The organism is Bradyrhizobium diazoefficiens, assembly GCF_016612535.1.
GTDB classification, from domain to species: Bacteria; Pseudomonadota; Alphaproteobacteria; order Rhizobiales; family Xanthobacteraceae; genus Bradyrhizobium; species Bradyrhizobium diazoefficiens_C.
The window spans coordinates 2,374,975-2,399,518 of sequence record NZ_JAENXS010000002.1; the positions used below are offsets into that span (position 1 = coordinate 2,374,975).

A 24,544-nucleotide genomic window follows, 5' to 3' on the forward strand; every position below is an offset into this window, starting at 1 on the left:
GAATTCGCGATGATCGGTGGCGGTCTCGGCGAACTCCATTTCGTAAACGGGCGCGTAGCGTCACCAAGCGAGTGACAAGGCTTCGGGCCAAGCCCGCGTCGTTCTCAGCCGATGCGGTGCACCGAAAGTCGGATGGAGGTTCTGATCACGATCTAAGCCACTGGAGCGCACAAATTTGGCAGCCTCCTCTTGATAAAGAGGATGATCTGCGGCAATCTCTGGTCGTTTCCTATAATCGACACTACTAAAAGCCTTTTTCAGTCTGGCTCCAGGCCCGGGCGAGCGGATGTTCGCTACGCCTGTGGTCGGTTGCCTGGACGCGAACGCATACAAGGATTTTTTTCAGATGACCAAGACACCGATGGCTAATGAACCGAATCCCGCGAAGCGCGATGTCAAGGGAATTGGAAATTTTCACAAGACGCTCAAGCACGATCCGAGGTCGGGGCTCGTCGATCAGCACGCATTCGCTCAGTTCGACAGGATCACCCAGGACGGGGACAATTTCGCGAACGTCCCGCAGGCGTCCGGCGCCTCGCCACTGATCAATCCGCAGGCCGGCTGGTCGCACGAGGAGCTCGGCCCAGATCCGCGGCAGATGACGATGCCGCCGCCGCCGGACGTACGCTCACATGCATCGGCGGTGGAGATGACCGAGTTGTTCTGGATGGCGCTCTTGCGCGATGTCAAACTCCAGGATTTCGCAACTGACGCAGGCATTACCGAAGCGGTGACCGAACTTCACGGCCTCTTTGACCAGCACAAGAAAGAATTCCGGCGTATGGACCTGCCGCTTGCGCCAGGCGCAAAGCAGTCCGGCATGCCGTTCATTTCGACGGAGGCGGTCGATATTTCGGTCAAGACCGTGTTTCGATCCGGTTTGCCCGACGAGAACAAAGGGCCGCTGGTTAGCCAGTTCTTCCTCAACGATATTTCGTACGGCACCCAGGTCATTCTGCAAAAGCAATTCCCATACAAGGCTGGGCAGGACTTCCTGTGCGATTGGGACTCCTGGCTGAAGGCGCAGGATACGGGGCTCGATAACGACGGTCATAACTATCCTGGCGACAATACGAATACGCCGCCCGATCAGCCCAGGACGAACTACTATGAGAACGACTACCATACGTTTGCCGGACTGCGCCCGATCAGCACGATGCGGGATCTGGCGCGGTTCGTAAACAAGGACGCGCTTCATCAGGCCTATTTCAACGCTGCGCTTCAACTGCTCAACTGGGGCGCGAAGCCGTCCAGGCAGAATCCATACAGCGGCGGCAAGATCAAGAACCAGATTGCCTTCGGCACGCTCGGCGGGCCGCATCTGCTGGCACTGGTGTCGGAAGTGGCGAGCCGGGCGCTCAAGGTCATTTGGCGGCAAAAGTGGCGCCAGCATCTCAGGCACCGGCCGGAAGCCTACGGAGGCCTCATGCAGGCGATTTACCACAAGGACCTCGCCGAGGCCCTTCCAGCCTTTGTGTTCTCGACGAAGGCCGCGCAGCAAATTCTCGCATATAACAAGAAGGGCAACTTCTTGCTGCCGATAGCATTCTCCGCCGGTTCGCCTGCCCATCCGGCGTACGGAGCGGGGCATGCAACGGTCGCCGGCGCATGCGTCACCATCCTGAAGGCCTGGTTCGATCATCATGGCGCACTGCTGAAGCCCGTCATCGAAGGCGGCAGGGACGCAATCGCCGGAACACCGCTATCCATTCAGGCCTTCGGTGCAGACGATGGCGACATGGTGACGGTCGAGGGCGAGTTGAACAAGCTCGCCAGCAATGTCGCGATGGGGCGCAGCATGGGCGGCGTTCATTGGCGAACCGACAATACCCGCAGCCTGCGGCTCGGCGAGAAGATCGCGACGATCATTTTGCGTCGGCAGAGCGGCGACTACCATGAGCATCCCGGCTGGGAGTACTGGAATTTCGACGGCAATCGGGTGTCAATCAGCAATATGGGACATGTCGAAGTCGAGAACGACGCCAACCTCACCGGCTTCTACAACTCGCCAGCCTTCGCACCATTTCACAGGGACCATGTGTTCGACGATCTTGTCGCCTGATCCGGGACAGGAATCGATGAGCGTGATCGAGCGTGCGCGAAGCGCATCGCTCCCCTGAAATGGCACCCGGGGAGCGTGAGCATAGCGACCCCGAAGGGGGCACGCGAGACGAGTGCAACGCCGTGACCGGTTAACAGCGGCACCCGTCTGACGGGGCAGTGATAGCGACCTGCCACTCGCGAGCGAGTGACAGGGGCCCCTTCAGCGAGTGGCCCCGGCGCGGCGTTCATTATGTCTTGCGCGATGGGACCGTTACCGGAAGGCCGAGACGAAGACTCGGTGAGCGCAAGCTCATAGGGCCCGGTCCGCGTGGCGGACGCGGCCCCAATCCAATTCCGTTGTCAGGGGTTGCTTGTGCATAACCTGGCGACCGTAGCAGCGACCCTGCTGACTCGTGCAGATCGACCGCCCTACCATTTGAGGTAGATTTCCGGACCGACCTCTTTCATTTGGAGATTTCCTTTGAGTTTTGCGAACACCGTTTTCGTGTCCGACCTCCGCAGGGGTCCCGCGCGAGCGGCTATTGTTGGGCTGTTTCTGGCGCTCCTGGCCTTGGCGATAGCTATTGATCCATCCCGAGCGCAACAGCCGACCGGCACGGGCGAAACCGCCGGAGACGCGTCCACCGGCCAGGCCCCAGCGGCTGGCGGAGCCACCGGCCAGCAAAAGGCCAGCACCAAAGACGCAGCCAAAGCCTCTCGCAATCCGGTGTCGGACTGCGCGGGTGGCGAAGTCTTCAGCAAGCTTGCCACCACGGCCAACAGTCCGGCGATCATCTATAACGGAAATCTGGTGCCCGCCGGTAGTTTGGTTGACTTCGGGTTGACTAGCTCGCTTGACACGAACGGCCACTATTTTGCGTTGTTTCTCGATGACGAGACCAAGCCTCGCGACAATGACGGGCGTGGCGCCCGCGCACGGCGGGCCGGTGATACCGACGATCTTGTCGCAAGACGCCTGCTAGCGGCCGGCGACACCATCGTTTCGGTCGACGTGCCGGCGAGCGCCGCCGGGTTCTGGACCAAACGAAATCTCTACATCTATCAATGCGACAGCACGCGAAGACCATTCAACGTCTCGTATCTGCCGGTCTATTTGAGCCCGCTCCCATGGAGCATCGCCATTGCCGTGCTGACCGTGTTCGGAGCTTATTTCGTCGCCGCAAACGCATTCGGGTTCGCAACGGGCCAGTCGCTCAAAGGGGCACAGGCATGGAACCCCATCCGTATTACCGCGAGCTCGGACAATCGCGGTAGTCTTTCGGCCTTTCAGGTATTCTTCTTCACGATGCTAGTGTTTGCGATGCTGGCATTCGTTCTGCTGCGCATCGGCATCTTGTCAGACCTTTCAACCACCGTCCTAGAACTGCTCGGCATTTCGGGCATCGGAGCGGCGGCGGCGAAAGGAGCCGATTCGGCGAAGACCGCGATCGATCCGGCCAATGAAGCGTGGCTTCGCGGCAAAGGTTGGTACGATGGGCCGTCCGTCCGCGCAGCCACTGCGCCCAGCTTCTACGACCTGATCTCGAGCGATGGCGTTTTCGACGTGTACCGCTTTCAGAGCTTGCTCTTCACGGCCGCGGTCGGCGCTGCGCTCTTCATCGGCGGTGTCTCGCAACTCTCATCCTTTTCAGTGCCTGCCAATATTCTTGGCATTCTGGGATTGAGCCAGGTTGTCTACATCGCTGGCAAGCTCGTTGCTCCAGGTACGGCATCACAGCTTAATGCCGTGCTGACCGATCTTCGGACGGCAGAGGCGGAATTCCGCGCCGCTGCTTTCGCAGGAGCTACGCCTCCCGGCACGTCGACGGGGATCGCGCTGACCCTGGCCGACGCTGCCGATCGTGCCGGGGCGGCGAACTACGTAAGGTATCTGGACAAGGCCAAGGGGGCGGCCAAGCTTTTTACCGATCTCACCGGCCGTATCGTTGATCGACCGAAGCTCGAGCCTTCACTTGGGACGACGTGACCTCGCGACTTAGTTCGGAGTGCCAGGCTGCTTTGCATTGACGAAGATCGTGGCGATCGTTCTTCTGCTGATCGGATTCTTGCTGACGCTCGCTTGCAGAGGTGGACCATCAGCTTGTCACGGCCGATCGAACAGGACGCAAGGGACAGCCGACCCCGAAGGAACGCAAAAAGCGCTGCACGGAGCGCCACCGCGTCCTTTCGTGGCCGCCGTTGGTTGTTGAAACTGGCTCAAGTACGGAGGCGGCTCGGTCAGCCAAGCGCGATCCCGGAAGGATCGCGCCAGCTGCGAGACATGTGTAATCACCGGGGGGTCGAAGAAAACGGCGATATGTGCTGAGACCTCGGTGCGGCAATGCTAGAGCTTACGCCACTTGTCCCTGCCGGGTCCGACATCCCGTACGCGCTCGACATGTATGGTGGCATCCGGATCGATAGCCTTCGCCTTGTCGATCGCTTCGGCCTGGGTATTGGTCGTCGCGCTTGCGCGATCCGCGCTCGGACGCAACACATTGTAGCGACCATCCGGCCGCTGCTCGATGAAGAACTCGTTCTTGGCCATATTTCCTCACAGGCTACTTGGGTAAGATAGTGATACGCGCCCGTTAAGCTCGGATTGGGCGTCGGTGGCGGTTCGCGGCTATTCTCAAACTGCTGCAGGTGGTGGGCAGAGCTGCGAGAGGCAGGCGGCAGATCATTTCGCAGGCTCTAACGTATACTCGTTTTCGACGGTGATGCTCCCAACGTAGCCCGGGTACTTGTTCTGCTGCTCGTCCTTCAGGCCCTTGTGAGAATAGTTCGGATTTGAGGAGTAGATGTGCACCTTGTCGTCTTCGAGGTCGAACGTGATATCGCCCGCCTTATTCTGGGTGATGACCTTGTAGCCGGTATAGTAGTGGAGATGCCGGGAGGGAGCTTCGCCAATCACGATGATCTGCGGATCGAGTTTTTCGAGCCAGGTATCAGGTATCTTGCCTGATTTACGGCCGTGGTGAGCCGCAAACACCACTGTCGTCTTGGTTAGATCGATGTTGTCGGTGATTTTCTCCATAAAGTCCGTTTCGAGATCACCGAGCCAAAGGAAGCTTGCGCCGTCCGCCGTAGCGTAGCGAACCAGGGCGGACATGTTGTTGTAGGCGATTCCCGCCTCACCATCCGCGAGCGCGTCCTTGAAGTGCTCATTCGACGTATCGGGCCACAGAATCTTTATGCCGGCTGAGCCACGCTCGTCGTTGCCCTGGTTCATCCATCGCCGAGAACAGCCTTTATAGATATAGAAGGCTTTGCCGGTGTCGTCGCGAAGCTTGCAGTAGTGCTCGAACGACGTGGTTTCATCGTCTTTGATGACCTTGTTTTTCACGACGTAAAAGTTCCTGATCGGCATTTCAGCATCGAGCCGCTCGATACCGCCAAAGTGGTCGTCATCGGGATGCGTGGAGACAAACCTCGTTATTCCTTTGTCCGCCGACTCTGCCTTGAGCTCCTCGATGATCGTATCAGCGTTCTCGTCATTCAGGTCGCAGTCGATGATCGTGAAATTGTCCGAGTTGTGTTTGATATAAAACGTGTCGCCGTTTCCGACCGCAAAGCTCTTGATAATCGTCATAGGTTCTTCTCTGCTCGTCTCGAATGGTATCCTACTAGCCTGAGGCTTGCTTGCGTTTCGGACGCGGCCCGGCCGCAGCTTCCTGCTTTCTCAGGTGCGGCGACTCAACACTGAGCAGGAGCTGCCGGGCGTAGATGCGCGCGGCCTCGGTGACCGCCGCTCTTGTCGAGAAGGCCATCAGATAGCAGGCATGCAGAAAAGCGATCACGAAGACGGGCAGCAGGCCGATACCTGCTGTTACGGGCCAGTGGAGGACGTATTGCACCACGCAGCCGGCCACAATCAGAAGGTTCAGGATCAGCGCGAACCGCTTCAGGGCGAAAAGGTTGCGCCGATAGCCGTAGCTGATGTTCTCGTTGAACAGGATGTCGAATTTCTTCTGGTTTCGCGTGTTCTCGCGGAGCCAGTCGCCTGCCCGTTTGTAGAAGGCATCCGCCGCTTCGGAATGCTCGGCTTCCTGCGCTGATGTCGGCGCGGCCCCGGAAAGCTTAGCTCCAAGGAAAGCGTGCATCCGCGCCTTCGTCGCTGCGTCGAACGTGGCGTCGCGATGCCGAAGCATGGTGATACTCGGCAAGCCTCCCATGCCTTCGATCAGCCTTGGCTCAATGGCCTTGCCGCGCCGCCTGGCGGCGTCCGCGAAAGCCCACAGCAAGACGGCAAGAGCGGTTCCGGCGATGCCGTGCACCAGCTTGAGCTCGGTGCCCGATGTCATCACCACCCAGGTCAGCGCGAGGGCCGGAGCCGCAGCAATGATGGCCGGAAACAACCGCGCGAACAGAGTGTACTTGTCGAACTTGGGCATGGCCCTAGTCATCCTCGACATCGGGGGTGAACAGAATGACATCGGCATCGACCATGCCGGCGCGCCGGTCGTAGCCGTTGCGGAGATTGACCCAGGAGTTGCGCGTGGCGTGGACCTTGTAGCCGCGCCGCGTGAATGCATTCGCGACCTTCTTGCGGGGATAGATGTCGGCATTCTTGCCGATCGAAGCGATGGCGTAACCACGATGCGGCGCGGGATAGGTGCCCAGCCAGCGGTTCAGGACCGTTGGCGTGACATTGCGCCTGCTGCCGTGATGCGGGATCTGAACAATGTCCGGCTGGATGATCAGGTTGGTGTTTTCGGCGTACTGAGCTGCCTCTGCGAGACCTTCCGGCCCGACATCGGCGGTCAGCAAAATATGCTTGCCGTCAATCACGGCCCATTGCACAACCGAGGTCTCGTTAGAGGCGGACGTTGCCGGCGGGTCATTGTCGAGGGACTCAAGATCGAGGCGTTCGAGGATTTTCTCGGCGACATTCGAGAACGCCCTGCCGATCAGGCTGCCGAATCCTTCCTGCAACGCACTTCCGTAGGAGGTCGGTGTTTTGTCGAGATCGGGAATGAGCTTCACGTACCGCATGCGGCTGGGTGCCAGCACTGTGAATGGGCCGATCGCGGACCCCTGCAGGGGCGCCCGGATGGCGATGCCGCGCCGCTGCGCAACCTCCTCCATCTCAACCAGGTACGGATGCATCTCGCGCATCCGTTTGATGAGACCGTCGCGCGTGTAGGCGCCATGGAAGCTACCGATGACCTCATCGACATAGTCCCAAGGCTTATTCATCCAGAGCGTGCCAATACTGAAGCGTGGATGCTCGAGCACCTTGATCAGACCGGTCGCATGATCGTTGTCCGCGTGGGAAAGGACGACGTTGGCGATATTTTCCGGCTTGGCGAAGTGGCGCTCGATATGTTCGATAATCTGGTCGCCGGTGTCGGTGAAGCCGCCGTCGATGATATTGATGGAAAACGGGCTCTCCTTCGTGACCCCCCACCGGAATACGATGGCGTCGCCATTGCTGTCGCCGACGCGAAGGAAATCGATCTCGTATGGCAAGGCATGCTCCTGCGTTCGGCCGTCCTTGCGGGACGGTCGTTGTCAACCTGAGAAGTCGGAGAGCCTCGAGCGAGTGATCCCCACCTGCTGGCGAACAATCTGGGAACGACGCGGGAACTGTTCAAGGGTCTAAAGAAATATTCTTCTAAAAATATGCGGCTTCTGACGGGAAACCCGCACTCAGTGCCGGAAAATTAGGACAATGATATTGACCATTCTTGTTTCGCCCCCCGGTTTTTCAAAAAGAGAAAGGCACTCTCTGGAAGATGCCGAGCCATCACGCAACCTTTGGTCCAGAACCTAATCGCTGGAAGCCACGAGAGACTTGATAGGAATTGGCACAGTTCCGTGCCCGCCTTCGAGGGTTGCCGAGAGGATAGACCTGAACTCCCTCGCCATTTCGGGATGATTGTCGTCGAGATACCGCGCGATGCTCCGCCTGCCGAGCAGTTCCGAGATAAAGCGAGCCGCAATGGCCAGATCGAGCATGTCGCGTCCATAGCTTGCTTCGACGCCGGCGGCTTTCTGCTGTACCTCTTTCAGTTCACGCTCCATCAGGGCAAGGTCCGCGGCGGTGACCACGGCCGGAACGCCGCGCTTCGGCGACTTCAGGCGGCCCTCGGCCGGGGTGGCTGTGAGCAGGGCTCTTGCATAGGACGCGGAGTAGTTTGAGGCAGCGGCCATTAATGCGCAGGCCTCCAGCTGGCGCGGCTCGCGCATCTTGCGCAGGAGATCGAACGTGACCGGATTGACCGGCTGATCCCGCAACAGACGGACGGCCTGCGCGCAGATTCCGCGCAGCATCTGCTGCCGGCGCCTGATATGCGCGATATTGACGTTGAGGGCCCGCGCGATCCTCTCCTGCGGCACGCCGCGCTCGATGGCGCGCAGGATCATGAAATGCTCCTGCACGATGGAGAGCCGGATCGCCTTTTTGTTGTAAGTGTAGGCTTCGTCGTCGAGCGCCAGCAGGCATTCGGTGTCTACCGCGCCCCTGGCGATCAGAATATCCAGCCTCAGCACTCCGTCCAGCAACAGGTACCGGCCGCGCCTGTCCGGCTTGTGAAAGACGGCAAGCGGCTCGATGACGCCGATCTCATCGATCGAGGCGGCGATCGTCTTGTATTTATGGGAACGCTGGATGCGGTCGGTTACCTGCCGAAGCGGCAGTAGCGAGTTGAGCGGCAGCACCGCGAGCTCGGGCTCGAACGCCAGGCGGATGGTCTTATCCGTCATGACGCGCCCGCCGACATGAGGCGCACGACCGGCAGCGGCAGCCTGTCGACCCCTTCCTCGCGCAGGAGCGACGTGAACATGCGCTCATTCATCAGGGTCCTGAGCGCGCCGATCAAAAAGACTAGTCGTGCATGCGTGAGATCGGCCTTCTTCGCCACAATCTCCTGACGCTCGATTTCCTGCCGAAAAGCGCGGACGAGAGACGCAGCACTGATCTTCTCATCGGCAAACTGGTCCTTCATGGAGGTGCGATGGCGCTGCTCGACGAGCTTGCGCATCTTTTCGATCTGCTTGCTGGTATGCTTGCCGTTCACGAAGGCTTCCAGCAGCGCCCCCTGAAGCTGGGGCGTGCTGGCTCGCGCGATCTCGATGGCGAGGGCTGGCGGCACGATACCGCGCTCGACCGCGCTGATCAGGCGGTCTTCGCCGTGTTTGATGAGATAGGCGATGGCCCGCGCGAAGTCCTGCGTGACGCCTAGCTTTGCTGCGATATCTGGAGCTTTGTAAGCCTTGGCGAGCCGGCCGATATCACTGACGAGCTCGACCGGCGAGTGCCGACGGCGGGCGATGTTCTCGACCAAGCTCATCAGGATGCAGTCCTCGGTCGAGGCCTCGACGAGGATCGCCGGGATCTCCGTCTGCCCAAGCGCCGAAAGCGCCTCCATCCGCGTCTCGCCAAACGCCAGCTCGTATCCGTTGCCGCCTTCCCGCTTGCTGGCCGTGACCGGCCGTTTCAGGCCGACCGCCCCGATGCTCTTGACGATCTCCTTGAGGCGCGCCCGGCTGCGCTCGCGCGGATTAAGAACCTTGATCGCCGCGATGGGGATGGATTCGATCCTGCGGCGGCGCTTCATGCGGGCCACCTTTCATCGAAACCAACGCAGAGGCGGCAGAACGCATCGACGCTGTCAAACCGGCAGGCCTGGGCAAAGACCGGGTTGGTAATGCGCAGGATCTTCCCGCGCGCCTGCGCAAGCTCGTAGGTCGGCAGCAGGTAGCAGGATGCGACGACGTCGTTCGATGGGTTCATGCGCAGGATCAGTGTGAGTTCGGCCTTTGCGCGGCGATTGGCATGGATTTTCCAGCGCACGCGTTTGGCGCCGTCGGTGATCGCGCGCGCCGAGCCGATCGCGATGCGGCAACCGTCAGCGAGACGAAGAGTGCCGGATTCGATGTCAAGTGTGGCAGCGCCGCCAAGATCCTTGATTGTGGCGGCTATTTCGGCGGCGATTCCAGTGATGCGGACCCGGTACTTGGCCGTGGTCTCGGCGCGGCGTTGACGCGGTTCGGGCTGGTAACCAGCGAGCGCGTAGGCGGCGACCAGGGACCCGAAGCGCCGCCGGTAGCTTTCGGCCGACAGGATGCCGTCGGCTGCAGCGATAATGGCCGTCGATAAATGACCCTTCTCGCGCCCCAGCGCCGCAAGGCGGTCGATCACCTCCTGATCGCTGCGCTTTGCGCGCCGCGCGCGCATGATCTCCTGCGCCCGGGTGAACAGCTCGGAGGAAACGACGGCCGGAAAGGCTTCGTCATGCCTGATCCACATCTCGCGGGGATTGTCGACGCGCTTCTGCTTCAGCTTGAAGGAGGCGCGGTTGAAGATGAGGCTGCCGGTATAGGCTTCATTGGCGAGGATCTTCCCGACAGTCTCGCCCGACCAGCGGGTACCGCGCGAGGTGCGTATCTGCTGGGCGTTCAGCTCGGCCGCGATGTCGCCGAGATACTTGCCCTCGATGGCGACGGCGCGGAACATGCGCCTGACGGTGTCGACCTCGGCCTCGGGCCCGTGAATGATCCTGATCCGGTCGGTGTGCAGATATTTTTGCTGGCCATGTTCGAGTGTCTGCCGGACGGCTCCACTCTCCTCGATCAGCTGCCGCCGCAACCCGTAGCCGGGCATCCCGCCGCGCCAGAATCCCATGCGCACGATGCGCGATTGGCCGAGAAACACTTTCTTCGAAAGCTGACGGCTGAAATCGGCCGCCCCCACCCGCTTGACGTTCTTGAGGATGACCGAGGCCAGGCTGCCGTCATTCTCGAATTCGTCTTCACAGTAGTGAATGGTGATGCCGGCCCGCTGGCAGATGAATTCATAATAGGCGCTCTCATCGACGTTCTGAAAGCGCCCCCAGCGCGTAACGTCATAGACGAGGACGCAATCGAAGTCGGCGCGCCCGCCCTCGACATCGGCGATCAGCGATTTGAGGCCGTCGCGCCAGCTTATCCCGAGACCGCTAAGGCCCTGGTCGGAATAGGTGCGGACGATGGTCAGGTTGCGGCGCTCGGCATAGGCCGCAATGGCTTCGGCCTGGTTCTCGGTTGAGTATTTCTGCTGGTCGGTGGACATGCGCACATACTGCGCGGCTCGCGAGCCGCGCACATCGCCAACCGGGAGATGTAGCACCTCATCCATGCGAACAGCCTTGCATGGCCTCAGACTGGTCAGCAGACTAGCGCCGCAAGGTACAGAACCGGTTGCCGGAAACGTGCTGAGTTAAGACGAATGCCATCAGTTGCAGACGATGGTTCCGCCGTATCCGCCTGTGTTGATGCAGGTGCGGGGGCGCCCTGAATCCGAGGCCGCATTTGAGGTCGCCCTGGCTTGCTGTCTCGATGTTGCAAGCTGGGTCCGGCAGGCCACATAGGCATCACTGCCGGTCTTCGCTCCGTAGGACAGACACTGCTGGTCATCCTGGGCGTTGTCAGCCGCCATGCGCTCTTCGCTGCCCATGCATCCGGTCAGCAGAAGCAAACCAAGCAAGACCGTCTTCTTCATTGAAATGTCTGCGCTTAAACGGCGCTCTCCTCGCCCACTGTGATGTTTATGATGGCTGCAACCAGCAATTGTCAACCGCACCGGCGCCAGCCTGCCGATGAGGACCTTCGGTGGATAATCCAGCCGAAACTGGCTCAAGGCCCGATCCAGGCGGCGCGAACTTTGGTATAAATCTGCGTTTGGCGCACTTCAGGGGCTTGTGTGCAATGCCGAAGAATATTGTGATCTTTTCCGACGGCACGGGCCAGGCCGGCGGCATCAATTTCGATGAAGCGCGGACCAATGTCTACAAGCTCTACCGGGCCTGCCGCGTGGGGCCGGACACAAAGGTCGAACCTTCCGAACAGGTTGCCTTCTACGATCCGGGTCTCGGCTCGGCCTCGGACGGCGGCCACTTCAAGATTGGGTGGATGCGCTGGCTCTACAACCTTGCAAGCATGGCGACGGGCCTCGGCATCACGCGCAACATCGTCGATTGCTACGCGGCCATCATCAGCCTTTACGAGGAGGGTGACCGCATCTTCCTGATCGGCTTCAGCCGGGGCGCCTACACGGTGCGATCAGTCGCCGGCGTGATGACCTATTGCGGCATTCCGCGGCACCAACCTGACGGCTCGCCCCTGCGGCGCGACCCGAAGAGCATCAGGAAGCTCGCCGAGCACGCGGTAAAGCATGTCTATCAGTTCTGCCCGTCCTACAGCCGGAAGGAGGCCAGCGGCTATCGGCAGTTCCTGCTGGAGACCCGCGATGCTATCGCAAGACAATTCAGAGCGCAGCACGGATGCTCCGTCACCACAGACGATATTGAGCGGGCAAACGTCGTTCCCTATTTCATCGGCGTGTTCGACACGGTCGCAGCGCTTGGTCACAAGTATCTCGGTGCGGCCCTCGTTGCGGTCGCTATCGCACTGCTGATCGGTCTGCACTGGCTGGGTGGCGCGCTCGCACCCATCTTTCCGTGGGCCGGTTGGGTTGCCTCGGGTCTGAGCTATCTCGGCGTTGCGGCTGCGATCGTCGCCCTTCTTATGAACTATCTCAAATTCGCGCCGCCGCTGCCGGGCAACGGCTCCTTCAAGCGACTGATGACGCTGCATTTCGCACCGCCCAAGCACAAATTCTATGACACGACGCTGAACCCCAATGTCGGCTATGCCAAGCATGCGATTTCGATCGATGAGAATCGCGCCGACTTTGCCCGGGTCGGCTGGTCGCCGACGGCAGCAAAGGCCGGCGTGCGCGATGCGCAGGGCAACCTTTATTTCGAGCAGGTGTGGTTTCCGGGGGTGCATGCCGACGTCGGCGGCGGCTATCTGGAGAACGAGGCGCGGCTGTCGGACGTGGCGTTGACCTGGATGGTGGCCGGGGCTTCGATCATTCCGGACGGCCTCAAGCATGACGCCAGCGTCCTGCGCCTCTCACCGGATCCTGCGGGACCGCAGCACGATGAGCAGGCGACCAGCTTCCTGAAGCTCGGCAGCCGCAATATTCCCGTCGATTCCAAAACGGGGCTTGCCCAGTCCCCGATGCATAAATCAGTCTATCGACGGTTTGAGACAGCATCGGTCCTGCTCTATGACCGCGTCGCCACCTATCGCCCAGATAACATGCGGGTGCATGTCGATTTCAGGCATTATTTCGATCAGAGCACAGCCCAACCTCCACAATGCATCGCTGACGACATTGAACTCAAATGGACGAACGGCGGTTGCACTGGCCGCTTGTGATTGAGCACTCGCAGAAGATTGACGCTCCTCAACGAAATGCTACAAGGCCGCTCCCATAGGATCGGATAAGCAATGGCCAAGAAAGCAAAGAAGATCGTTCGTCGCGAGTATACGAAAGCGGACGTCAAGCAGTTGCGTGCTCATTCGAAGGCGCGAACGCCGGTCGTAAAGATCGCAAAACTGACAAAGCGGAGCGAAGGCTCTCTGCGGCAGAAGGCGCAGAAGCTCGGCATCAGCCTCGGTCACCGCCGCTAGCTTACGATCTGTGTCGCGAGGTCTCCCGCTAGGCGCCTACTGCGTAAAGTCCTTCAACGCGGCATCCGGCATACGGATCGGCACGTTTTGGTCTAGCGCGCACGAGCAAGCCGAATCAAATCCGGCGAGCGGTGAGGCTCGCCGGATTTTTGGACGAGTCGTTCGCCCGGCGATCAGGCGGCCTGTGCCTCCCCTCGCCCTGTCTCTGCCACCGGCTGCAAGCCGTTGAGAAAATCCGCCGCCCGTTGCGCATGGGATGCGGCGGTAAAGATGGCGCGCCTGTCGCTCTTCAGCACCTTGATCCATGAAGCGATATAGGCGGCATGATCCGCCCTCGACTCTGGCGTGAGGTCGAGATCGGCACAGACAAACGCTGATCCAAGCTCGGCGACAAGCTCCTCCATCGCGTAACCCTCATCGCCAAAGCGCTTGCGGCCGAACTCGCGATTCAACCGGCTTTCATGCCGCGTCCAATGGGTGGCCTCATGCGCTCGCGTGGCGTAGTAGCTTTGGGCGTCGCGGAAGCTCTCGAAGGGCGGCATCTGAACGAAGTCCTGCGCGATATTGTAATAGGCCATGTTGCCGCCGTGACGGATCGTGGCTTCGGTCGCCGCGAAGAACGCCTCGGCCCGTTCAATGCGCTCGATGGTCCCGGTACGCGGCGCAGGTTTGCCGTAGAACTGCGCGGGCAAGCCGTCGATCTGCTCGACATTGAAGACGGTATAGCCTTTGAGGAAGGGAATGGCGCGTTCGGACTCTTCGCCGGTTGCGGCGTCGGTTTCGCTGCGGATGATTTTGTCGGTATAGACGACGAGGCTGCCATGCTCGCCCTTGCGGACCTGGCCCTTGAGTTCGCTCGCCTGCTTGTAGGTCATCCAGATGGGGGCGGCGAAGCCGCGTTCGATCGCGGCGGACCACAACATCAGAACGTTGATCCCCTTGTAGGGCATGCCGTTGGCCCGCAGCGGGCGCGTGATGCGCCCCGCGGTGTGCTCGGCATTCCATGGCTTGATCCACGGCCTGACACCTTTTTCGAGTTCGGCGACGATCTGGTTGGTGATCTTCTGATAGAGATCGGTTTTCATTTGCTCATTCCTAATTGCCGGTTGCGCATGCAACCGGAACTAGGCCCGCGCCAATGAGCGGGGGTTGGCCGTCACAGGCCGGAAAGCGCGCGGGCTTGGTGCGGGCTGGAGGTGAGCGCAGCGAGCCGACGACACGGCCGCCGCTTTCCGCCCTCATTCTCATGAGGGCTTGGCCTTGACGGCCTGGGGGCCGCAGGCCCCGAAACACGGGCTCAGCCAGCAGCGCACCCTCACAATATTGTATTCTGGAAATACGAATTTCCTGTTGTGCCGTCGGGCAAAACAGTGGTTTATGGAGTGCCTGGCTCTGTCAGGAAAAGGAACGGCCTCGATGGCTCATCGAAGCGACCCGCCCTCGGATCTCGTCGCAATCTCGCGGCTGAACGGGGAATTCAAAAAGAATTACGGAACACTGCTTGGTGCGTATCTCTATTTGCGGTCGGTGCACGCTGCCGGTGGACGCTCCTACTTCTGGAGCGGCCTGATCGTGGCAAGCATCACGGGCCTCTTGAGCTGGTTCGGCCAGCATGGCTGGAAATGGACTTTTCTGACGTGGCGGAATCCAGCGTAGTCGGAGCGGCGGGTCCCGCCGCGCGGTTGCCGGCATGCCCCAGTGCTTGGTTGCTCCGGCTCGGGGATTGCGGCAGCTGGTCCCCGGAGCGACGGCTGACACATTGTTGGCGGCGACTGACCAACAGGCGGGCAGTGCGTGCGACAGGTTGGCCGGGCGCGGCGCGCTCTTGCGGTGTCATTGACTGCAAAAGCTACAACAGCGCCCCAGTTCATGAGCCTGTGCGTAAAAATGCGCCAGAATCGCTGCGGCCCGGAATTTGCAAAACTCCTGCAGCAGGAGGTGCGACATGGGACCGCCAGGAACGATGCAACTCATGCCCGGCGCGGAGCAATCACAGCTCTCGAGCATGTTGACGCTGTCCGACTATAACCGGCCGCGGGAGTATCGGCACTCGGTTCTGGACCGGTTGACAGCAGCCGAACGCGATCTCGTCCTGCAAAGGAGCGAACGCCGTCTGGCTAGGAAACATTCGACCATCTTTCGTCAGGGCGAACCGCAAAAGGGAATTTACCTGCTCCTGTCGGGCGGGGTGCGCGTCTTCTATATCGCGCCGTCGGGGCGGGAAATTACGCGGGCCTACTGGTTTGCAGGGAATTTCATCGGCGGGCCCGATGTGTTCGGAAGTGCCCCGCATATGTGGTCGGCCGTCGCGACGCGCGACACGAGCCTGATCTTCATTGCCGGCGCGACGCTGAGAACTCTCTGCGAGCGCATACCAAATCTCGCGATCGGCCTGATCGAAGCGATGGCCTTCAAGGGCCGCTCCTACTCCGCGATCGCGCAGATGCTTGGAACCAGGTCGGCCAATGAGCGCATGATTCAGGTGCTCCTGCTGCTCACGGAAATGTACGGGAGCGGACGCGAGTGCGGGACCGATATCGATGTGCCGATCACCCATGAGGAGATCGCGCATATGGTGGGCGCCACGCGCCAATGGGTAACCAAGGGCTTGAAGCGATTGCAGGCTGACGGCCTCATTGACGCCGGAAGAGGCAAACTGGTTGTGCATAAGGTGGACGCGCTCGTGAAGGAGCTCGCCGCCGCGGCTTAGCGCGAACTTCGCAATTTATTGCAGTGTGCGCCCGTTCTTCCTTGCGACCCCAAAGACCGACAGCGAAGGTTGGTTCGTTGGCAGAATTCGTAGGGTAGCCGCGCGATGCGAAATCTCGTTCTTGTGAGACAACCCGGGCCCTCAACCATGAGGGGCCCCGCCATAGCAGCCAGCGACCGCCAGGGAAGTATCGCTGGGCGAAGCCTCTCGATGGGATTCCACTCGAAGGCGGGGCCGGTCACCGTGCTCGATGAGCTCGACATCGATATCCAGTCCGGCGAATTCGTCGCACTGCTTGGGCCGTCGGGATGCGGAAAATCGACGCTGCTTAATCTCTTCGCCGGCATACTGAAGCCGACGGGCGGCAGCGTAACGATCGATCAGAAGGCCGTGGAAGGGCCCAATCCCCGTGTCGGAATCGTGTTTCAGCAGCACTCGCTGTTCCCCTGGATGAGCGTGCTGGAAAATGTCGCGTTCGGACCCAAGATGCTCGGCAGGGGCGACCCGATCGGAACTGCCCGCACATTCCTGGCGCTTGTCGGTCTCGAAAAATTCGAAAAGTCGTGGCCGAGCAGGTTATCCGGCGGCATGCAGCAGCGCGTCGGCCTCGCGCGTGCCCTTGCGACCTATCCTCCCGTTCTACTGATGGACGAACCGTTCGGGGCGCTCGACGCGCAGACCCGGTCGATCATGCAGGAAGAACTGATGAAGCTGTGGGAGCAATTCCATTCGACCGTCGTGTTCGTCACCCATGACATCGAGGAGGCGATCTTCCTGGCGGATCGCGTGATCGTGATGAAGACGATGCCGGGCGGCATCAAGGCCGACCTGAAGATCAATCTGCCGCGGCCCCGCAACCACACGATGATCAGGAGCGAGTTGTTCAACCGATATCGCGGCGAAATCTTCGAACTGATCCGCGAGGAGACGCTCAAGGTCTTCAACAGAGGCAAATGAGGATCCCGCATGATCGACTGGGATGACATCGCGCGCCGCGCCGTCTTTGCCGTCGTCGGCATCGGGCTCTTCGTTGCCCTCTGGTTCATTGCGTCTATTCACCTTCACAGCGACGTCCTCCTGCCGGAGCCGACGGTCGTCTTCAGGGGGTTCATCGACCTATTGCGTGACGGCTCTCTGCTGAAGGACGTAGGCGCCAGTCTAAAGCGCGTATTGGGCGGCTTTGCCATCGCATCGCTCCTGGCGATTCCGCTTTCGCTGCTGATGGCTTCGGTGCGGCCGCTCGATCTTCTGATGTCGCCGGTGATCTCGTTCCTGCGTCCGATTCCGCCGATCGCGTGGATTCCGATTGCGATCCTCTGGTTCGGCATCGGCGACCCGCCAAGCTATTTCATCACGGCGATTGCTTCGTTCTTTCCGATCTTCATCAACAGCTACGCGGGCGGCAAGTCAGTCCAGCCGCAGCACATTTACGCAGCGCGATCGCTGGGCGCCGGGCCGCGCGCCTTGTTCCTGAGAATCTATTTGCCGTCCGCGATGCCGATGATTGCCACAGGCCTGCGGGTTGGCCTCGGCCAGTCATGGATGGCGGTCGTCACCGCGGAGCTGATCGCGGCGCATTCAGGTCTCGGCTACATGATCCAGGCCAACCGTCTTGCGCTCGAGACAGGTCTGGTTCTGGTCGGCATGTGCGTGATCGGCCTGCTCGGGGCACTCATGTCGCTCGGACTGGGCGTTATCGAGCGGCATGTCCTCATTCCCTGGAAGCAGAACTGACGAGGCCAATCGTGGTTATCACTCATCCAAAGAGGCTCGCTGCCTGTCTGCGGCTTTTGCCCATCATCGGTACCTGTCTCTCGCTGGCGGTTGGTAATGCGGCCGCCGACGACGCATCGATCCGGATTGCGTACCCAAGCGGGATGAATGCCCAGGTCGTGATCGCCATGGAGAAGGCGGGCATCGCCGAAAAGGCTGGCCTGAAACCCGAATACACCGCATTCCAGTACGGACCGCCGATGATGGAAGCGCTTGCCTCGGGCGCAATCGATACGGTCGTCACCAGCCTGATGCCCATCACGAGCTACGCGGTGAAGGTGCCGGGGGGCATCAAGATCGTGGCAATGGTCGGGCAATCCAGCCACTCGCTCCTCGTCGCCAAGGACAGCGGAATCACGACGGCGGAGGCCCTCGCGGGCAAGACCGTCGGGGTGTCGTTCGGTTCGGACTCCCATCTCGACCTGCTGGTCTGGCTGGGAGAGCATGACCTCAAGGGCAAGGTGACGCTCGTCAACATAGCACCGGCCGAGCTTGCCTCGTCGCTCGCCTCGAAGTCGGTGGATGCGATCCTGATCCGGCAGCCGCAGGTCCTGCGTCTGCAGCAGCAGACCGGAGCCAAGACGCTTCACACCTGGCCATTCCGGTTCGTCTCGGTCGTGAGGACGAAGTTCCTCGAGGAGCATCCGAGGGAAGTGGCCGCCTATCAGGCCGCGCTGCGCAATGCCATGGTGTATGTTGCACAAAATCACGCCCAGGCGGCAAAATGGTTTGGCGAATATGCGCGCACTGATCCGGCGATCATCGAAGAAGTCTCGTCCGATGATCCGCTCTACAACAAAAAGGCTTCCGATATCGATTTAAGCGTGGCTGCGAGCGATCGTGCGCTGATTGCCAAATGGTCCGATGATGCACTCGCGCAGGGCATGATCAAGAAGAAGCTGGATGTGGGCTCGCTGTTCGAGAAGTAGCGCGTCCGACATCTTCGCAACTAATTGCGGTCCGCGGGGCAATTCCGGTTTATCCGACGGCAGCTCTAGGCACAATGGATGAGCGTTCGCTCGGGCGCACTATCACTCCAACAGTTTCAGGGCTCTCCCGTGACAAAACCTGCCAGCGACACCTTTCACCTTTGGGTCTTCTCGGACGCACACGTCGCCACCGACAAGGCCGTGTCAGCCGCGATCCGCAATGGCATGGAATTCATGCCGCCGGCCGGCTACCCGGAGAGTCTCGCCTCCGCGCTGAAGCAATCGGAGAATGGCGGCGAGCTTGGTGGCCCCGCCTTTCCGTGGGATGTCGCCCTCGATCTCGGCGACAATGCCGGTCTATGGGATCTGCCGGACGACAAGCAGGGTCGCGAAGTCGCGCGTCAGTTCTCCGTTCTGCGCAACCATAGCCGCGAACATATCTATTCGATCGGGGGTAATCACGACGCTTCTCCGGGGAGAGAAAACTGGTGGTTCAGGAAGTGGGTTGATCCCATGGGAGAGAATACCGAAAACTCCGGTGTCGATAATTCGCGGCGGCCCTACCCAATTGAGGGCACCTGGGAGCGCTATTCCTTCAAAGTCGGCAATATCCTGTTCCTGATGATGAGCGACCGCAACGACCTTCCCTATCCAGTCGGTCGCCGCGAGACCGGGGGCGGCTCGCCTGCCGGCGCCGTGACCGGCGATACCTGGGACTGGTGGCGCAAGCACGTCGAGAGCGCGGGGGATGATACGATCATTCTGAGCTGCCATCACCACATGCTGCGCGAGACCACCGTAGCGTCGGGTGACTTCGAAGGCGTCTCGCAATATCCCGACGGCAGCTATCGTCACGGACGATACCACGGCGTCGACGGCGTACCCGAGGGGGCCTCCTATCTGTATTTCGTCGACGACCAGCCCAAGGCGCAAAGGTTCGAACAGTACCTGGACGAACATCCCGGTTGTATCGACATCTGGCTCGGCGGACACACCCACACATTTCCAACCGATATCGTCAACGGGCGTAGCCATGTCGAGCGCAAATGGAAGACCAGTTTCGTCAACTGCGCGCAACTTTCGAAATATCATTCATTCGTGACCTGCCCGCCCATGAGCCGCCACTTCACGTTCACGGCCGGCTCGCCGCTGGTCCGTGTCCGCTGCTACCTTCACGATGACAGCCATGCCGCACAGGGCTGGTACGCCCCCGCCGAGCGCGTGCTCGAACTCAATCGCCCGTTCTTTCCGAGCTAGTCGATATGGCGCGAAGGATCGTGACGCGGCAGGGCGGAGACCTTAGACTCCGCGCCATCCCGCCGACCGGTGGCGTAGAGGCCGCCCGGCAAAGCCGGGTGCGCCCACAACCCGGTTGACCAAAACGGCTCGTGCCCGCACAGTGAATTGATGCGCTTGCTAACCACGCCTTCATCGCTTGAAGCGGCTTTTTGCCAGCTACTCGTTCGTCATAAAAGGCTGTCATTTGCGGTCGCATGGGCCTCGCATGGCTTTCCAGGGTACGAACAACTTCTCAAGCATGAGCATAAGATCCGGCGCGCAACGGTCGGCATCCACTTCTATCAAACCCATCCGTCGTTCATTGAGCGTTTCTTGAAGGACAAACGCGTAAGGTTCGCGATGGACAGCTCGGGTGTATTCCACCCGAAGCTTTATCTCTTTGAGAGTTCGGACGAGGATTGGTCGTGCCTGATCGGAAGCGCTAATTTTACGGCCGCCGCTTTCAGTATGAATACGGAGGCTTGCCTGCTCTTCGAGGCTGGCGATGATCGTAGCGCTGCGACAAAGCGAAAGCTCGACAAGGCGCTGGAAGGCTATTGGGGGTCCGGAGATTATTTCGATCCGGATGATCTCGAACAGTATCGCTTCCTGTGGAATCTGTCTCGCCAGCGGCAGAAAGGGATAGCGGGTGGCTTCTCTGACAAGCGCGGGGCGAAACCGGTTTTGCGAATTCCGCTCCTGAAGATGTCATGGAGCGCCTATTATCAGAAGGTCCTGCGAGACCGGCAGCGTGCCGTTGATAAGCGGACCGCGGTACTCAATGAGGCGCGCCGTCTGTTTGAGGCCAAGGGATCTCTGTCGCGGATGTCCACACCGGAACGCCGGGGCATTGCGGGAACTGCTCCAGACGGGGATATCCCTTGGGGTTGGTTCGGCTCGATGCGAGTTGCACGCATCTTCCCCGTGCTCGTCAAGGACAACAGTCTAGCCCTGTCGCAGGCGCTCGATGCGATACCGCTAAGGGGAGAAGTCCGTCGCGAGCACTATCTCGACTATATTGCAGCCTATCTCGGGGCCTTCCCGCAAAAGCGGGGTCATGGCCTGGCAACCGCGACGCGGTTGCTGGCAATGAAGCGACCGGATTATTTCGTCTGTCTTGACTCGCCGAACCGGGACCGTCTCTGCGAAGAGTTTGGCATCAAGCTCGGCCATCACGACTATGAACGCTATTGGGACTGTGTGATTGAGCACATTATGATCTCCCGATGGTGGACCTCGTCCCGACCGGCTGCCGCCAGAGCAGGTGCCATCTGGGATGGTAGGGCAGCCTTTTTGGATTCTCTCTATTACAGACCCAAACCAAAGGGGAATTGAGGGAAGCCGGCGACCGTTGACGGACGTCGGCGTCTGATTAGGGCCAGACACGCCGTGCTGTGGCCAGCTTTTGAAGTCGCTGATGCTGAGGGCTCCGCATTCATTTCTCGCCTTTGAACCGGGCTCGGACAGGCGCGCCAAACGTTCTGGCCAGATCAATCATCTGGATACTCGTCCAGGGCGATCTGCGTCTCGAACCGATAATTTCGGATACGAGCTTTCCGGTACCGCAACCTCTCCCCATCAAGAACAATGTACTTGAAGCGTCCCGCGACTAGCATCTGCATGACCGGGCCTAGTGCGTCGGCGGACATGGAGAAGCCCCCGGTCAGCCTCGCTTCGCGGACATCGATATAGCCCACGCCTGTAGGTCGATGCTCGCGCTTTTGCTCGATATTAGCCAGCTGAACATCCGGCATGAAGGTCAGCTCTGCCGTTCTGGCCTTCAGCTTGAGCTTACTGGGCAGCAGAACTTCCGCGCGAACCACGATATGGCGGTAGTCGCCATAAGTCCGGCCATTGTAGCGAGGCTCATTCACGCCGAAGCTGTAGCTCCAGTTCCAATCCTCGATCTGCAGGATGTAGCAGACGCTCGATACTTTGAGTGGGCCCCCTTGCGTTTTCCTGACCATGGAGCCATCCGACGACTTGCGCACCGATGCGGTGAACGGCCGACGGCCCCACTACGCCGCTGGCGGTAGTGCCTTTGCAATGGTCGTAAATATCTCGTTCGCATCCGCCTCTATGGCTTCGACGACTCTCCTCACTTTGGCTTTGATCTCGGCCTCATCCTCATTGTAGACCTCCGACGCCACAAACTTGGATTTCTTCAGATAGAAGGAAGACCATTTTTTTCCTTCAGGCTTGCGGTAGGACTTCAGGTCCTTAGCAGCTGACAGGATCGTCTCCCGCAGCTCCTCATTCCCCGGCGAGATAATTGCCTTGGCAACGGCGTTCTGATCTGACCAGAAATAGTCGATCTCGAACAGGAACACCTCCTTATCGGGCCAACCTACACCCGCTATCCGCGGCAGCCGGTCCGCCAACTCCCGGGATGTGAAGCGCACATACCCCTTGTTGCGCGACCCGATCACGAAACCGCGCGCCTTAAATTCCTCCTCGAAATATGGATAAAGGACGCTGGCCGGATCGGGACGGTTCTCGAAGACGAAATCGAACGCGGACTTATGCGCCTTGTAAACCTTGCGTGCGAGGTCATTCAGCTTGTCGTTCATGAGGAGCTCACGATTGATGGTGGTCAGGTAATCCTCAACATAAAGGCCCATCTTGTCGCTTATGGAGTCGCGATAGAGTTCGAGTACGTTGGCGAGTATGCCGGCTATCTGCTCATAAGAATAGTTGATGTAGACTTTTCGATCGCTCTCATCGACAGGGTCTGAACCGAGCGGCGTCAGAAAGACGAAGTGTTTTTGCTTGGCACCGAATTCTCCATCAACGATGCCTCTGTAGCGGCTGAGTTGCTGCGAGTGCTCCGACGAATCGACCTTGTTCTCCACGACGATTACGTCGTTGGGAAAATCGATCAGGATGTCGATGCCTCGCCACTCGCGCCGTACATCGACATCGCTGAAATCCATCAGATCGGCATCAAACAGTGTGCGTCCCTGCGCCCGGCTGTCGGCGAAAATGTCGCGGAGGAATTTGCGCAGCAGAATGTCGCCGAGACCGTGATTTTCGCCCGGGTCGAGCAGGTAGGCGAAGAAATTCGAATGCCGGATTTCCTGCCGCTCGATCGCCAACGCGCGGAAAATATTGGGATCGCCCATCGCCAGTTCAAGCTTCTCGAAATCCGGATCCGTGATAGCAGCCGCCAGCCGCGTCTCCAGGTCAACTTCCTCGCTCACGATCGTACCCGCCCCAGTTGTGGATACGAGACTAGCTTCGAGAGCGCACCCATCTCAAGCGCAAATCATCAATATCCCCCATGAGGCGATGACCTCGGATTTCCAAAGGGACGTGACCTCATCATTTCACGCCATACGTCCTTCTTCGCCTTATCGCACCTTCGTCGGCTCATGGCTGCAAGTGCAAGGGCACTCCTCCGCCGCGTTCCGGCCGCTGTGCGGTGCATCCGCCTCCTCCGTCGCAAGGTCTCCGTTCAAGGCCGCGATTGGCGGTCAAACGATGGAGGAGACAATGCCACTTTGGACAATCAGCGAACTCATGCACCGCACGCGGGACGAGCTTTGTGATCTCGCGGCTGAGCTTGAGCAGGGTCTGGCACAACACGAATCCGGGACGGTCGAGCGACTGAATGCGCTAACGAGCCTGGAAAACATTCGCCGCGTCATGAACTGGCGCGGCTTTCATTTCTGAGGCCAGAAGCAGAAAGGCCCCGGCGGGATTTCCCAACCGGGGCCTGACTTGCTGACTTCACTGGCTACCGGAGCTAGGTCCGAAACGCTTCCATGCGCCGCGAACCGGTGCGGCCCCGCCTGGGCCGCTTTGCCGGAGGTTTGGCCGCCTTGGCCAACTCCTCCTTGGCGCCGAGAAGCTCGGCGATGACAGTCTCGGGCACGGTGAGCAGCAGTTTGCTCTGCTCCCCGCCGGCGAGGTCCTTCCATTTGAGCCGCGTCTTGTAAGGTTTCACCGGATTGAAGCTCTCGGTCGGCTCGAAGGTCTCGACCCGGAACGCGATATCCCGGTTGACCGCAACACCGTCCTCCGTGAACAGGTGCAGCTCATGTTCGGCTGCGAACGCCTCGGGCGTCTGCTCAGTGAGGACGATGTCGCGATTGAGAAGGACAAGGCGCGCCTTGAACTCCTTCTCCGGCTTGAACTCGGGATTGGCTGACGGATCGAAGGCCTCGACGAACGCGACCTGATCGACCGCGACCAGTCTTTTTCCGATAGTGACGACTTTCATGACTGTCTCCTTTTGCTTGGGTTGATTGAACCCAAGGCTAGCGGAGCGGTGCAGATAGCAGGTACGAAAGGATTGGGAATCGAGCCGTAGTGATTTGGAAAGTTTCGGAACGCCAATCGTCAAACG

The 24,544-nt window shown here is 60.0% G+C and carries 24 protein-coding genes; 12 read left to right on the top strand and 12 right to left on the bottom strand.

What is annotated here, in order from left to right:
• The first annotated feature begins 346 nt into the window (after positions 1–346).
• Both JJE66_RS27985 and JJE66_RS27990 read left to right on the top strand, forming a co-directional pair.
• Positions 347–2,062, top strand: coding sequence for a vanadium-dependent haloperoxidase (locus tag JJE66_RS27985; protein WP_200517671.1), 1,716 nt, complete (start codon positions 347–349; stop codon positions 2,060–2,062).
• Positions 2,063–2,524: 462 nt separating this feature from the next.
• Positions 2,525–4,030: a hypothetical protein gene (locus JJE66_RS27990; RefSeq protein WP_200517672.1), complete on the top strand. Its 1,506-nt coding sequence runs from the start codon at positions 2,525–2,527 to the stop codon at positions 4,028–4,030.
• A gap of 357 nt (positions 4,031–4,387) precedes the next feature.
• On the opposite strand, the gene JJE66_RS27995 is transcribed toward JJE66_RS27990, so the two are convergent.
• From JJE66_RS27995 to JJE66_RS28030, 8 genes are all read right to left on the bottom strand, one after another.
• Entirely contained in the window at positions 4,388–4,591 is a 204-nt protein-coding gene (locus tag JJE66_RS27995; RefSeq protein WP_200517673.1) for a DUF2188 domain-containing protein, read from the bottom strand.
• 132 nt (positions 4,592–4,723) lie between these two features.
• Entirely contained in the window at positions 4,724–5,635 is a 912-nt protein-coding gene (locus JJE66_RS28000; RefSeq protein ID WP_200517674.1) for a ComEC/Rec2 family competence protein, read from the bottom strand.
• 34 nt (positions 5,636–5,669) lie between these two features.
• Positions 5,670–6,437, bottom strand: coding sequence for a hypothetical protein (locus JJE66_RS28005; RefSeq protein WP_200517675.1), 768 nt, complete (start codon positions 6,435–6,437; stop codon positions 5,670–5,672).
• Positions 6,438–6,441: 4 nt separating this feature from the next.
• The gene (locus JJE66_RS28010) at positions 6,442–7,515 is read right to left on the bottom strand and encodes an MBL fold metallo-hydrolase (RefSeq protein ID WP_200517676.1); all 1,074 of its coding nucleotides are present in this window, start codon (positions 7,513–7,515) and stop codon (positions 6,442–6,444) included.
• 300 nt (positions 7,516–7,815) lie between these two features.
• A complete protein-coding gene (locus JJE66_RS28015; RefSeq protein WP_200517677.1) occupies positions 7,816–8,751 on the bottom strand; it encodes a plasmid partitioning protein RepB C-terminal domain-containing protein in 936 nt (311 codons plus the stop codon).
• Positions 8,748–9,605 (bottom strand): ParB/RepB/Spo0J family partition protein, encoded by an 858-nt coding sequence (locus JJE66_RS28020; protein ID WP_200517678.1) that lies wholly within the window; start codon positions 9,603–9,605, stop codon positions 8,748–8,750. The genes JJE66_RS28015 and JJE66_RS28020 overlap by 4 nt, the downstream gene beginning before the upstream one ends.
• Positions 9,602–11,164: a recombinase family protein gene (locus JJE66_RS28025; protein ID WP_200517679.1), complete on the bottom strand. Its 1,563-nt coding sequence runs from the start codon at positions 11,162–11,164 to the stop codon at positions 9,602–9,604. Before JJE66_RS28025 ends, JJE66_RS28020 begins: the two co-directional genes overlap by 4 nt.
• A 96-nt stretch (positions 11,165–11,260) precedes the next feature.
• Positions 11,261–11,665, bottom strand: coding sequence for a hypothetical protein (locus JJE66_RS28030; protein ID WP_200517680.1), 405 nt, complete (start codon positions 11,663–11,665; stop codon positions 11,261–11,263).
• 68 nt (positions 11,666–11,733) lie between these two features.
• Between JJE66_RS28030 and JJE66_RS28035 the strand changes: the two genes are divergently transcribed.
• On the top strand, positions 11,734–13,251 hold the full coding sequence (locus JJE66_RS28035) for a DUF2235 domain-containing protein (protein WP_200517681.1): 1,518 nt from the start codon (positions 11,734–11,736) through the stop codon (positions 13,249–13,251).
• 72 nt (positions 13,252–13,323) lie between these two features.
• Positions 13,324–13,506 carry a hypothetical protein gene (locus JJE66_RS28040; RefSeq protein WP_200517682.1) on the top strand — a complete coding sequence of 61 codons (183 nt, stop codon included), beginning with the start codon at positions 13,324–13,326 and terminating at the stop codon, positions 13,504–13,506.
• A gap of 173 nt (positions 13,507–13,679) precedes the next feature.
• Here the strand turns inward: JJE66_RS28040 and JJE66_RS28045 are convergent, their stop codons facing one another.
• Positions 13,680–14,591 carry an ArdC family protein gene (locus JJE66_RS28045; RefSeq protein WP_200517683.1) on the bottom strand — a complete coding sequence of 304 codons (912 nt, stop codon included), beginning with the start codon at positions 14,589–14,591 and terminating at the stop codon, positions 13,680–13,682.
• Positions 14,592–14,922: 331 nt separating this feature from the next.
• Here JJE66_RS28045 and JJE66_RS28050 point away from each other — a divergent pair, with 331 nt between their 5' ends.
• From JJE66_RS28050 to JJE66_RS28080, 7 genes are all read left to right on the top strand, one after another.
• Entirely contained in the window at positions 14,923–15,162 is a 240-nt protein-coding gene (locus JJE66_RS28050) for a hypothetical protein (RefSeq protein WP_200517684.1), read from the top strand.
• Between the two features lie 307 nt (positions 15,163–15,469).
• Positions 15,470–16,216, top strand: a complete 747-nt coding sequence (locus JJE66_RS28055; protein WP_200517685.1) for a Crp/Fnr family transcriptional regulator — start codon at positions 15,470–15,472, stop codon at positions 16,214–16,216.
• Positions 16,217–16,426: 210 nt separating this feature from the next.
• Positions 16,427–17,173 (top strand): ABC transporter ATP-binding protein, encoded by a 747-nt coding sequence (locus JJE66_RS28060; RefSeq protein ID WP_246756563.1) that lies wholly within the window; start codon positions 16,427–16,429, stop codon positions 17,171–17,173.
• Positions 17,174–17,182: 9 nt separating this feature from the next.
• Positions 17,183–17,950 carry an ABC transporter permease gene (locus JJE66_RS28065; RefSeq protein ID WP_200517687.1) on the top strand — a complete coding sequence of 256 codons (768 nt, stop codon included), beginning with the start codon at positions 17,183–17,185 and terminating at the stop codon, positions 17,948–17,950.
• Positions 17,863–18,918 carry an ABC transporter substrate-binding protein gene (locus tag JJE66_RS28070; RefSeq protein WP_200517688.1) on the top strand — a complete coding sequence of 352 codons (1,056 nt, stop codon included), beginning with the start codon at positions 17,863–17,865 and terminating at the stop codon, positions 18,916–18,918. The genes JJE66_RS28065 and JJE66_RS28070 overlap by 88 nt, the downstream gene beginning before the upstream one ends.
• Positions 18,919–19,047: 129 nt before the next feature.
• Positions 19,048–20,175 carry a metallophosphoesterase gene (locus JJE66_RS28075; protein WP_311979962.1) on the top strand — a complete coding sequence of 376 codons (1,128 nt, stop codon included), beginning with the start codon at positions 19,048–19,050 and terminating at the stop codon, positions 20,173–20,175.
• Positions 20,176–20,325: 150 nt separating this feature from the next.
• The gene (locus tag JJE66_RS28080; RefSeq protein ID WP_200517690.1) at positions 20,326–21,531 is read left to right on the top strand and encodes a phospholipase D family protein; all 1,206 of its coding nucleotides are present in this window, start codon (positions 20,326–20,328) and stop codon (positions 21,529–21,531) included.
• A gap of 155 nt (positions 21,532–21,686) precedes the next feature.
• Here JJE66_RS28080 and JJE66_RS28085 read toward each other — a convergent pair whose 3' ends face one another.
• Both JJE66_RS28085 and JJE66_RS28090 read right to left on the bottom strand, forming a co-directional pair.
• Positions 21,687–22,163 carry a hypothetical protein gene (locus JJE66_RS28085; RefSeq protein WP_200517691.1) on the bottom strand — a complete coding sequence of 159 codons (477 nt, stop codon included), beginning with the start codon at positions 22,161–22,163 and terminating at the stop codon, positions 21,687–21,689.
• A 51-nt stretch (positions 22,164–22,214) separates the two neighbouring features.
• Positions 22,215–23,396 (bottom strand): PD-(D/E)XK nuclease family protein, encoded by a 1,182-nt coding sequence (locus JJE66_RS28090; RefSeq protein WP_200517692.1) that lies wholly within the window; start codon positions 23,394–23,396, stop codon positions 22,215–22,217.
• Positions 23,397–23,484: 88 nt separating this feature from the next.
• Between JJE66_RS28090 and JJE66_RS28095 the strand changes: the two genes are divergently transcribed.
• Positions 23,485–23,868 carry a hypothetical protein gene (locus JJE66_RS28095; protein ID WP_200517693.1) on the top strand — a complete coding sequence of 128 codons (384 nt, stop codon included), beginning with the start codon at positions 23,485–23,487 and terminating at the stop codon, positions 23,866–23,868.
• Positions 23,869–23,941: 73 nt separating this feature from the next.
• Here JJE66_RS28095 and JJE66_RS28100 read toward each other — a convergent pair whose 3' ends face one another.
• Positions 23,942–24,418 (bottom strand): hypothetical protein, encoded by a 477-nt coding sequence (locus tag JJE66_RS28100; protein ID WP_200517694.1) that lies wholly within the window; start codon positions 24,416–24,418, stop codon positions 23,942–23,944.
• Positions 24,419–24,544: the final 126 nt, after the last annotated feature.

Excerpts from the sequence above, each read along its gene's own strand:
- JJE66_RS28045 (WP_200517683.1), bottom strand. The coding sequence starts at position 14,591 with ATGAAAACCGATCTCTATCAGAAGATCACCAACCAGATCGTCGCCGAA.
- JJE66_RS28040 (WP_200517682.1), top strand. The coding sequence starts at position 13,324 with ATGGCCAAGAAAGCAAAGAAGATCGTTCGTCGCGAGTATACGAAAGCG.
- JJE66_RS28020 (WP_200517678.1), bottom strand. The coding sequence starts at position 9,605 with ATGAAGCGCCGCCGCAGGATCGAATCCATCCCCATCGCGGCGATCAAG.
- JJE66_RS28035 (WP_200517681.1), top strand. The coding sequence starts at position 11,734 with ATGCCGAAGAATATTGTGATCTTTTCCGACGGCACGGGCCAGGCCGGC.
- JJE66_RS28085 (WP_200517691.1), bottom strand. The coding sequence starts at position 22,163 with ATGGTCAGGAAAACGCAAGGGGGCCCACTCAAAGTATCGAGCGTCTGC.
- JJE66_RS28005 (WP_200517675.1), bottom strand. The coding sequence starts at position 6,437 with ATGCCCAAGTTCGACAAGTACACTCTGTTCGCGCGGTTGTTTCCGGCC.
- JJE66_RS28060 (WP_246756563.1), top strand. The coding sequence starts at position 16,427 with ATGGGATTCCACTCGAAGGCGGGGCCGGTCACCGTGCTCGATGAGCTC.
- JJE66_RS28055 (WP_200517685.1), top strand. The coding sequence starts at position 15,470 with ATGCAACTCATGCCCGGCGCGGAGCAATCACAGCTCTCGAGCATGTTG.
- JJE66_RS28015 (WP_200517677.1), bottom strand. The coding sequence starts at position 8,751 with ATGACGGATAAGACCATCCGCCTGGCGTTCGAGCCCGAGCTCGCGGTG.
- JJE66_RS28095 (WP_200517693.1), top strand. The coding sequence starts at position 23,485 with ATGACCTCGGATTTCCAAAGGGACGTGACCTCATCATTTCACGCCATA.
- JJE66_RS28080 (WP_200517690.1), top strand. The coding sequence starts at position 20,326 with ATGCGCTTGCTAACCACGCCTTCATCGCTTGAAGCGGCTTTTTGCCAG.
- JJE66_RS28050 (WP_200517684.1), top strand. The coding sequence starts at position 14,923 with ATGGCTCATCGAAGCGACCCGCCCTCGGATCTCGTCGCAATCTCGCGG.
- JJE66_RS27995 (WP_200517673.1), bottom strand. The coding sequence starts at position 4,591 with ATGGCCAAGAACGAGTTCTTCATCGAGCAGCGGCCGGATGGTCGCTAC.
- JJE66_RS27985 (WP_200517671.1), top strand. The coding sequence starts at position 347 with ATGACCAAGACACCGATGGCTAATGAACCGAATCCCGCGAAGCGCGAT.
- JJE66_RS28025 (WP_200517679.1), bottom strand. The coding sequence starts at position 11,164 with ATGGATGAGGTGCTACATCTCCCGGTTGGCGATGTGCGCGGCTCGCGA.
- JJE66_RS28100 (WP_200517694.1), bottom strand. The coding sequence starts at position 24,418 with ATGAAAGTCGTCACTATCGGAAAAAGACTGGTCGCGGTCGATCAGGTC.
- JJE66_RS28000 (WP_200517674.1), bottom strand. The coding sequence starts at position 5,635 with ATGACGATTATCAAGAGCTTTGCGGTCGGAAACGGCGACACGTTTTAT.
- JJE66_RS28065 (WP_200517687.1), top strand. The coding sequence starts at position 17,183 with ATGATCGACTGGGATGACATCGCGCGCCGCGCCGTCTTTGCCGTCGTC.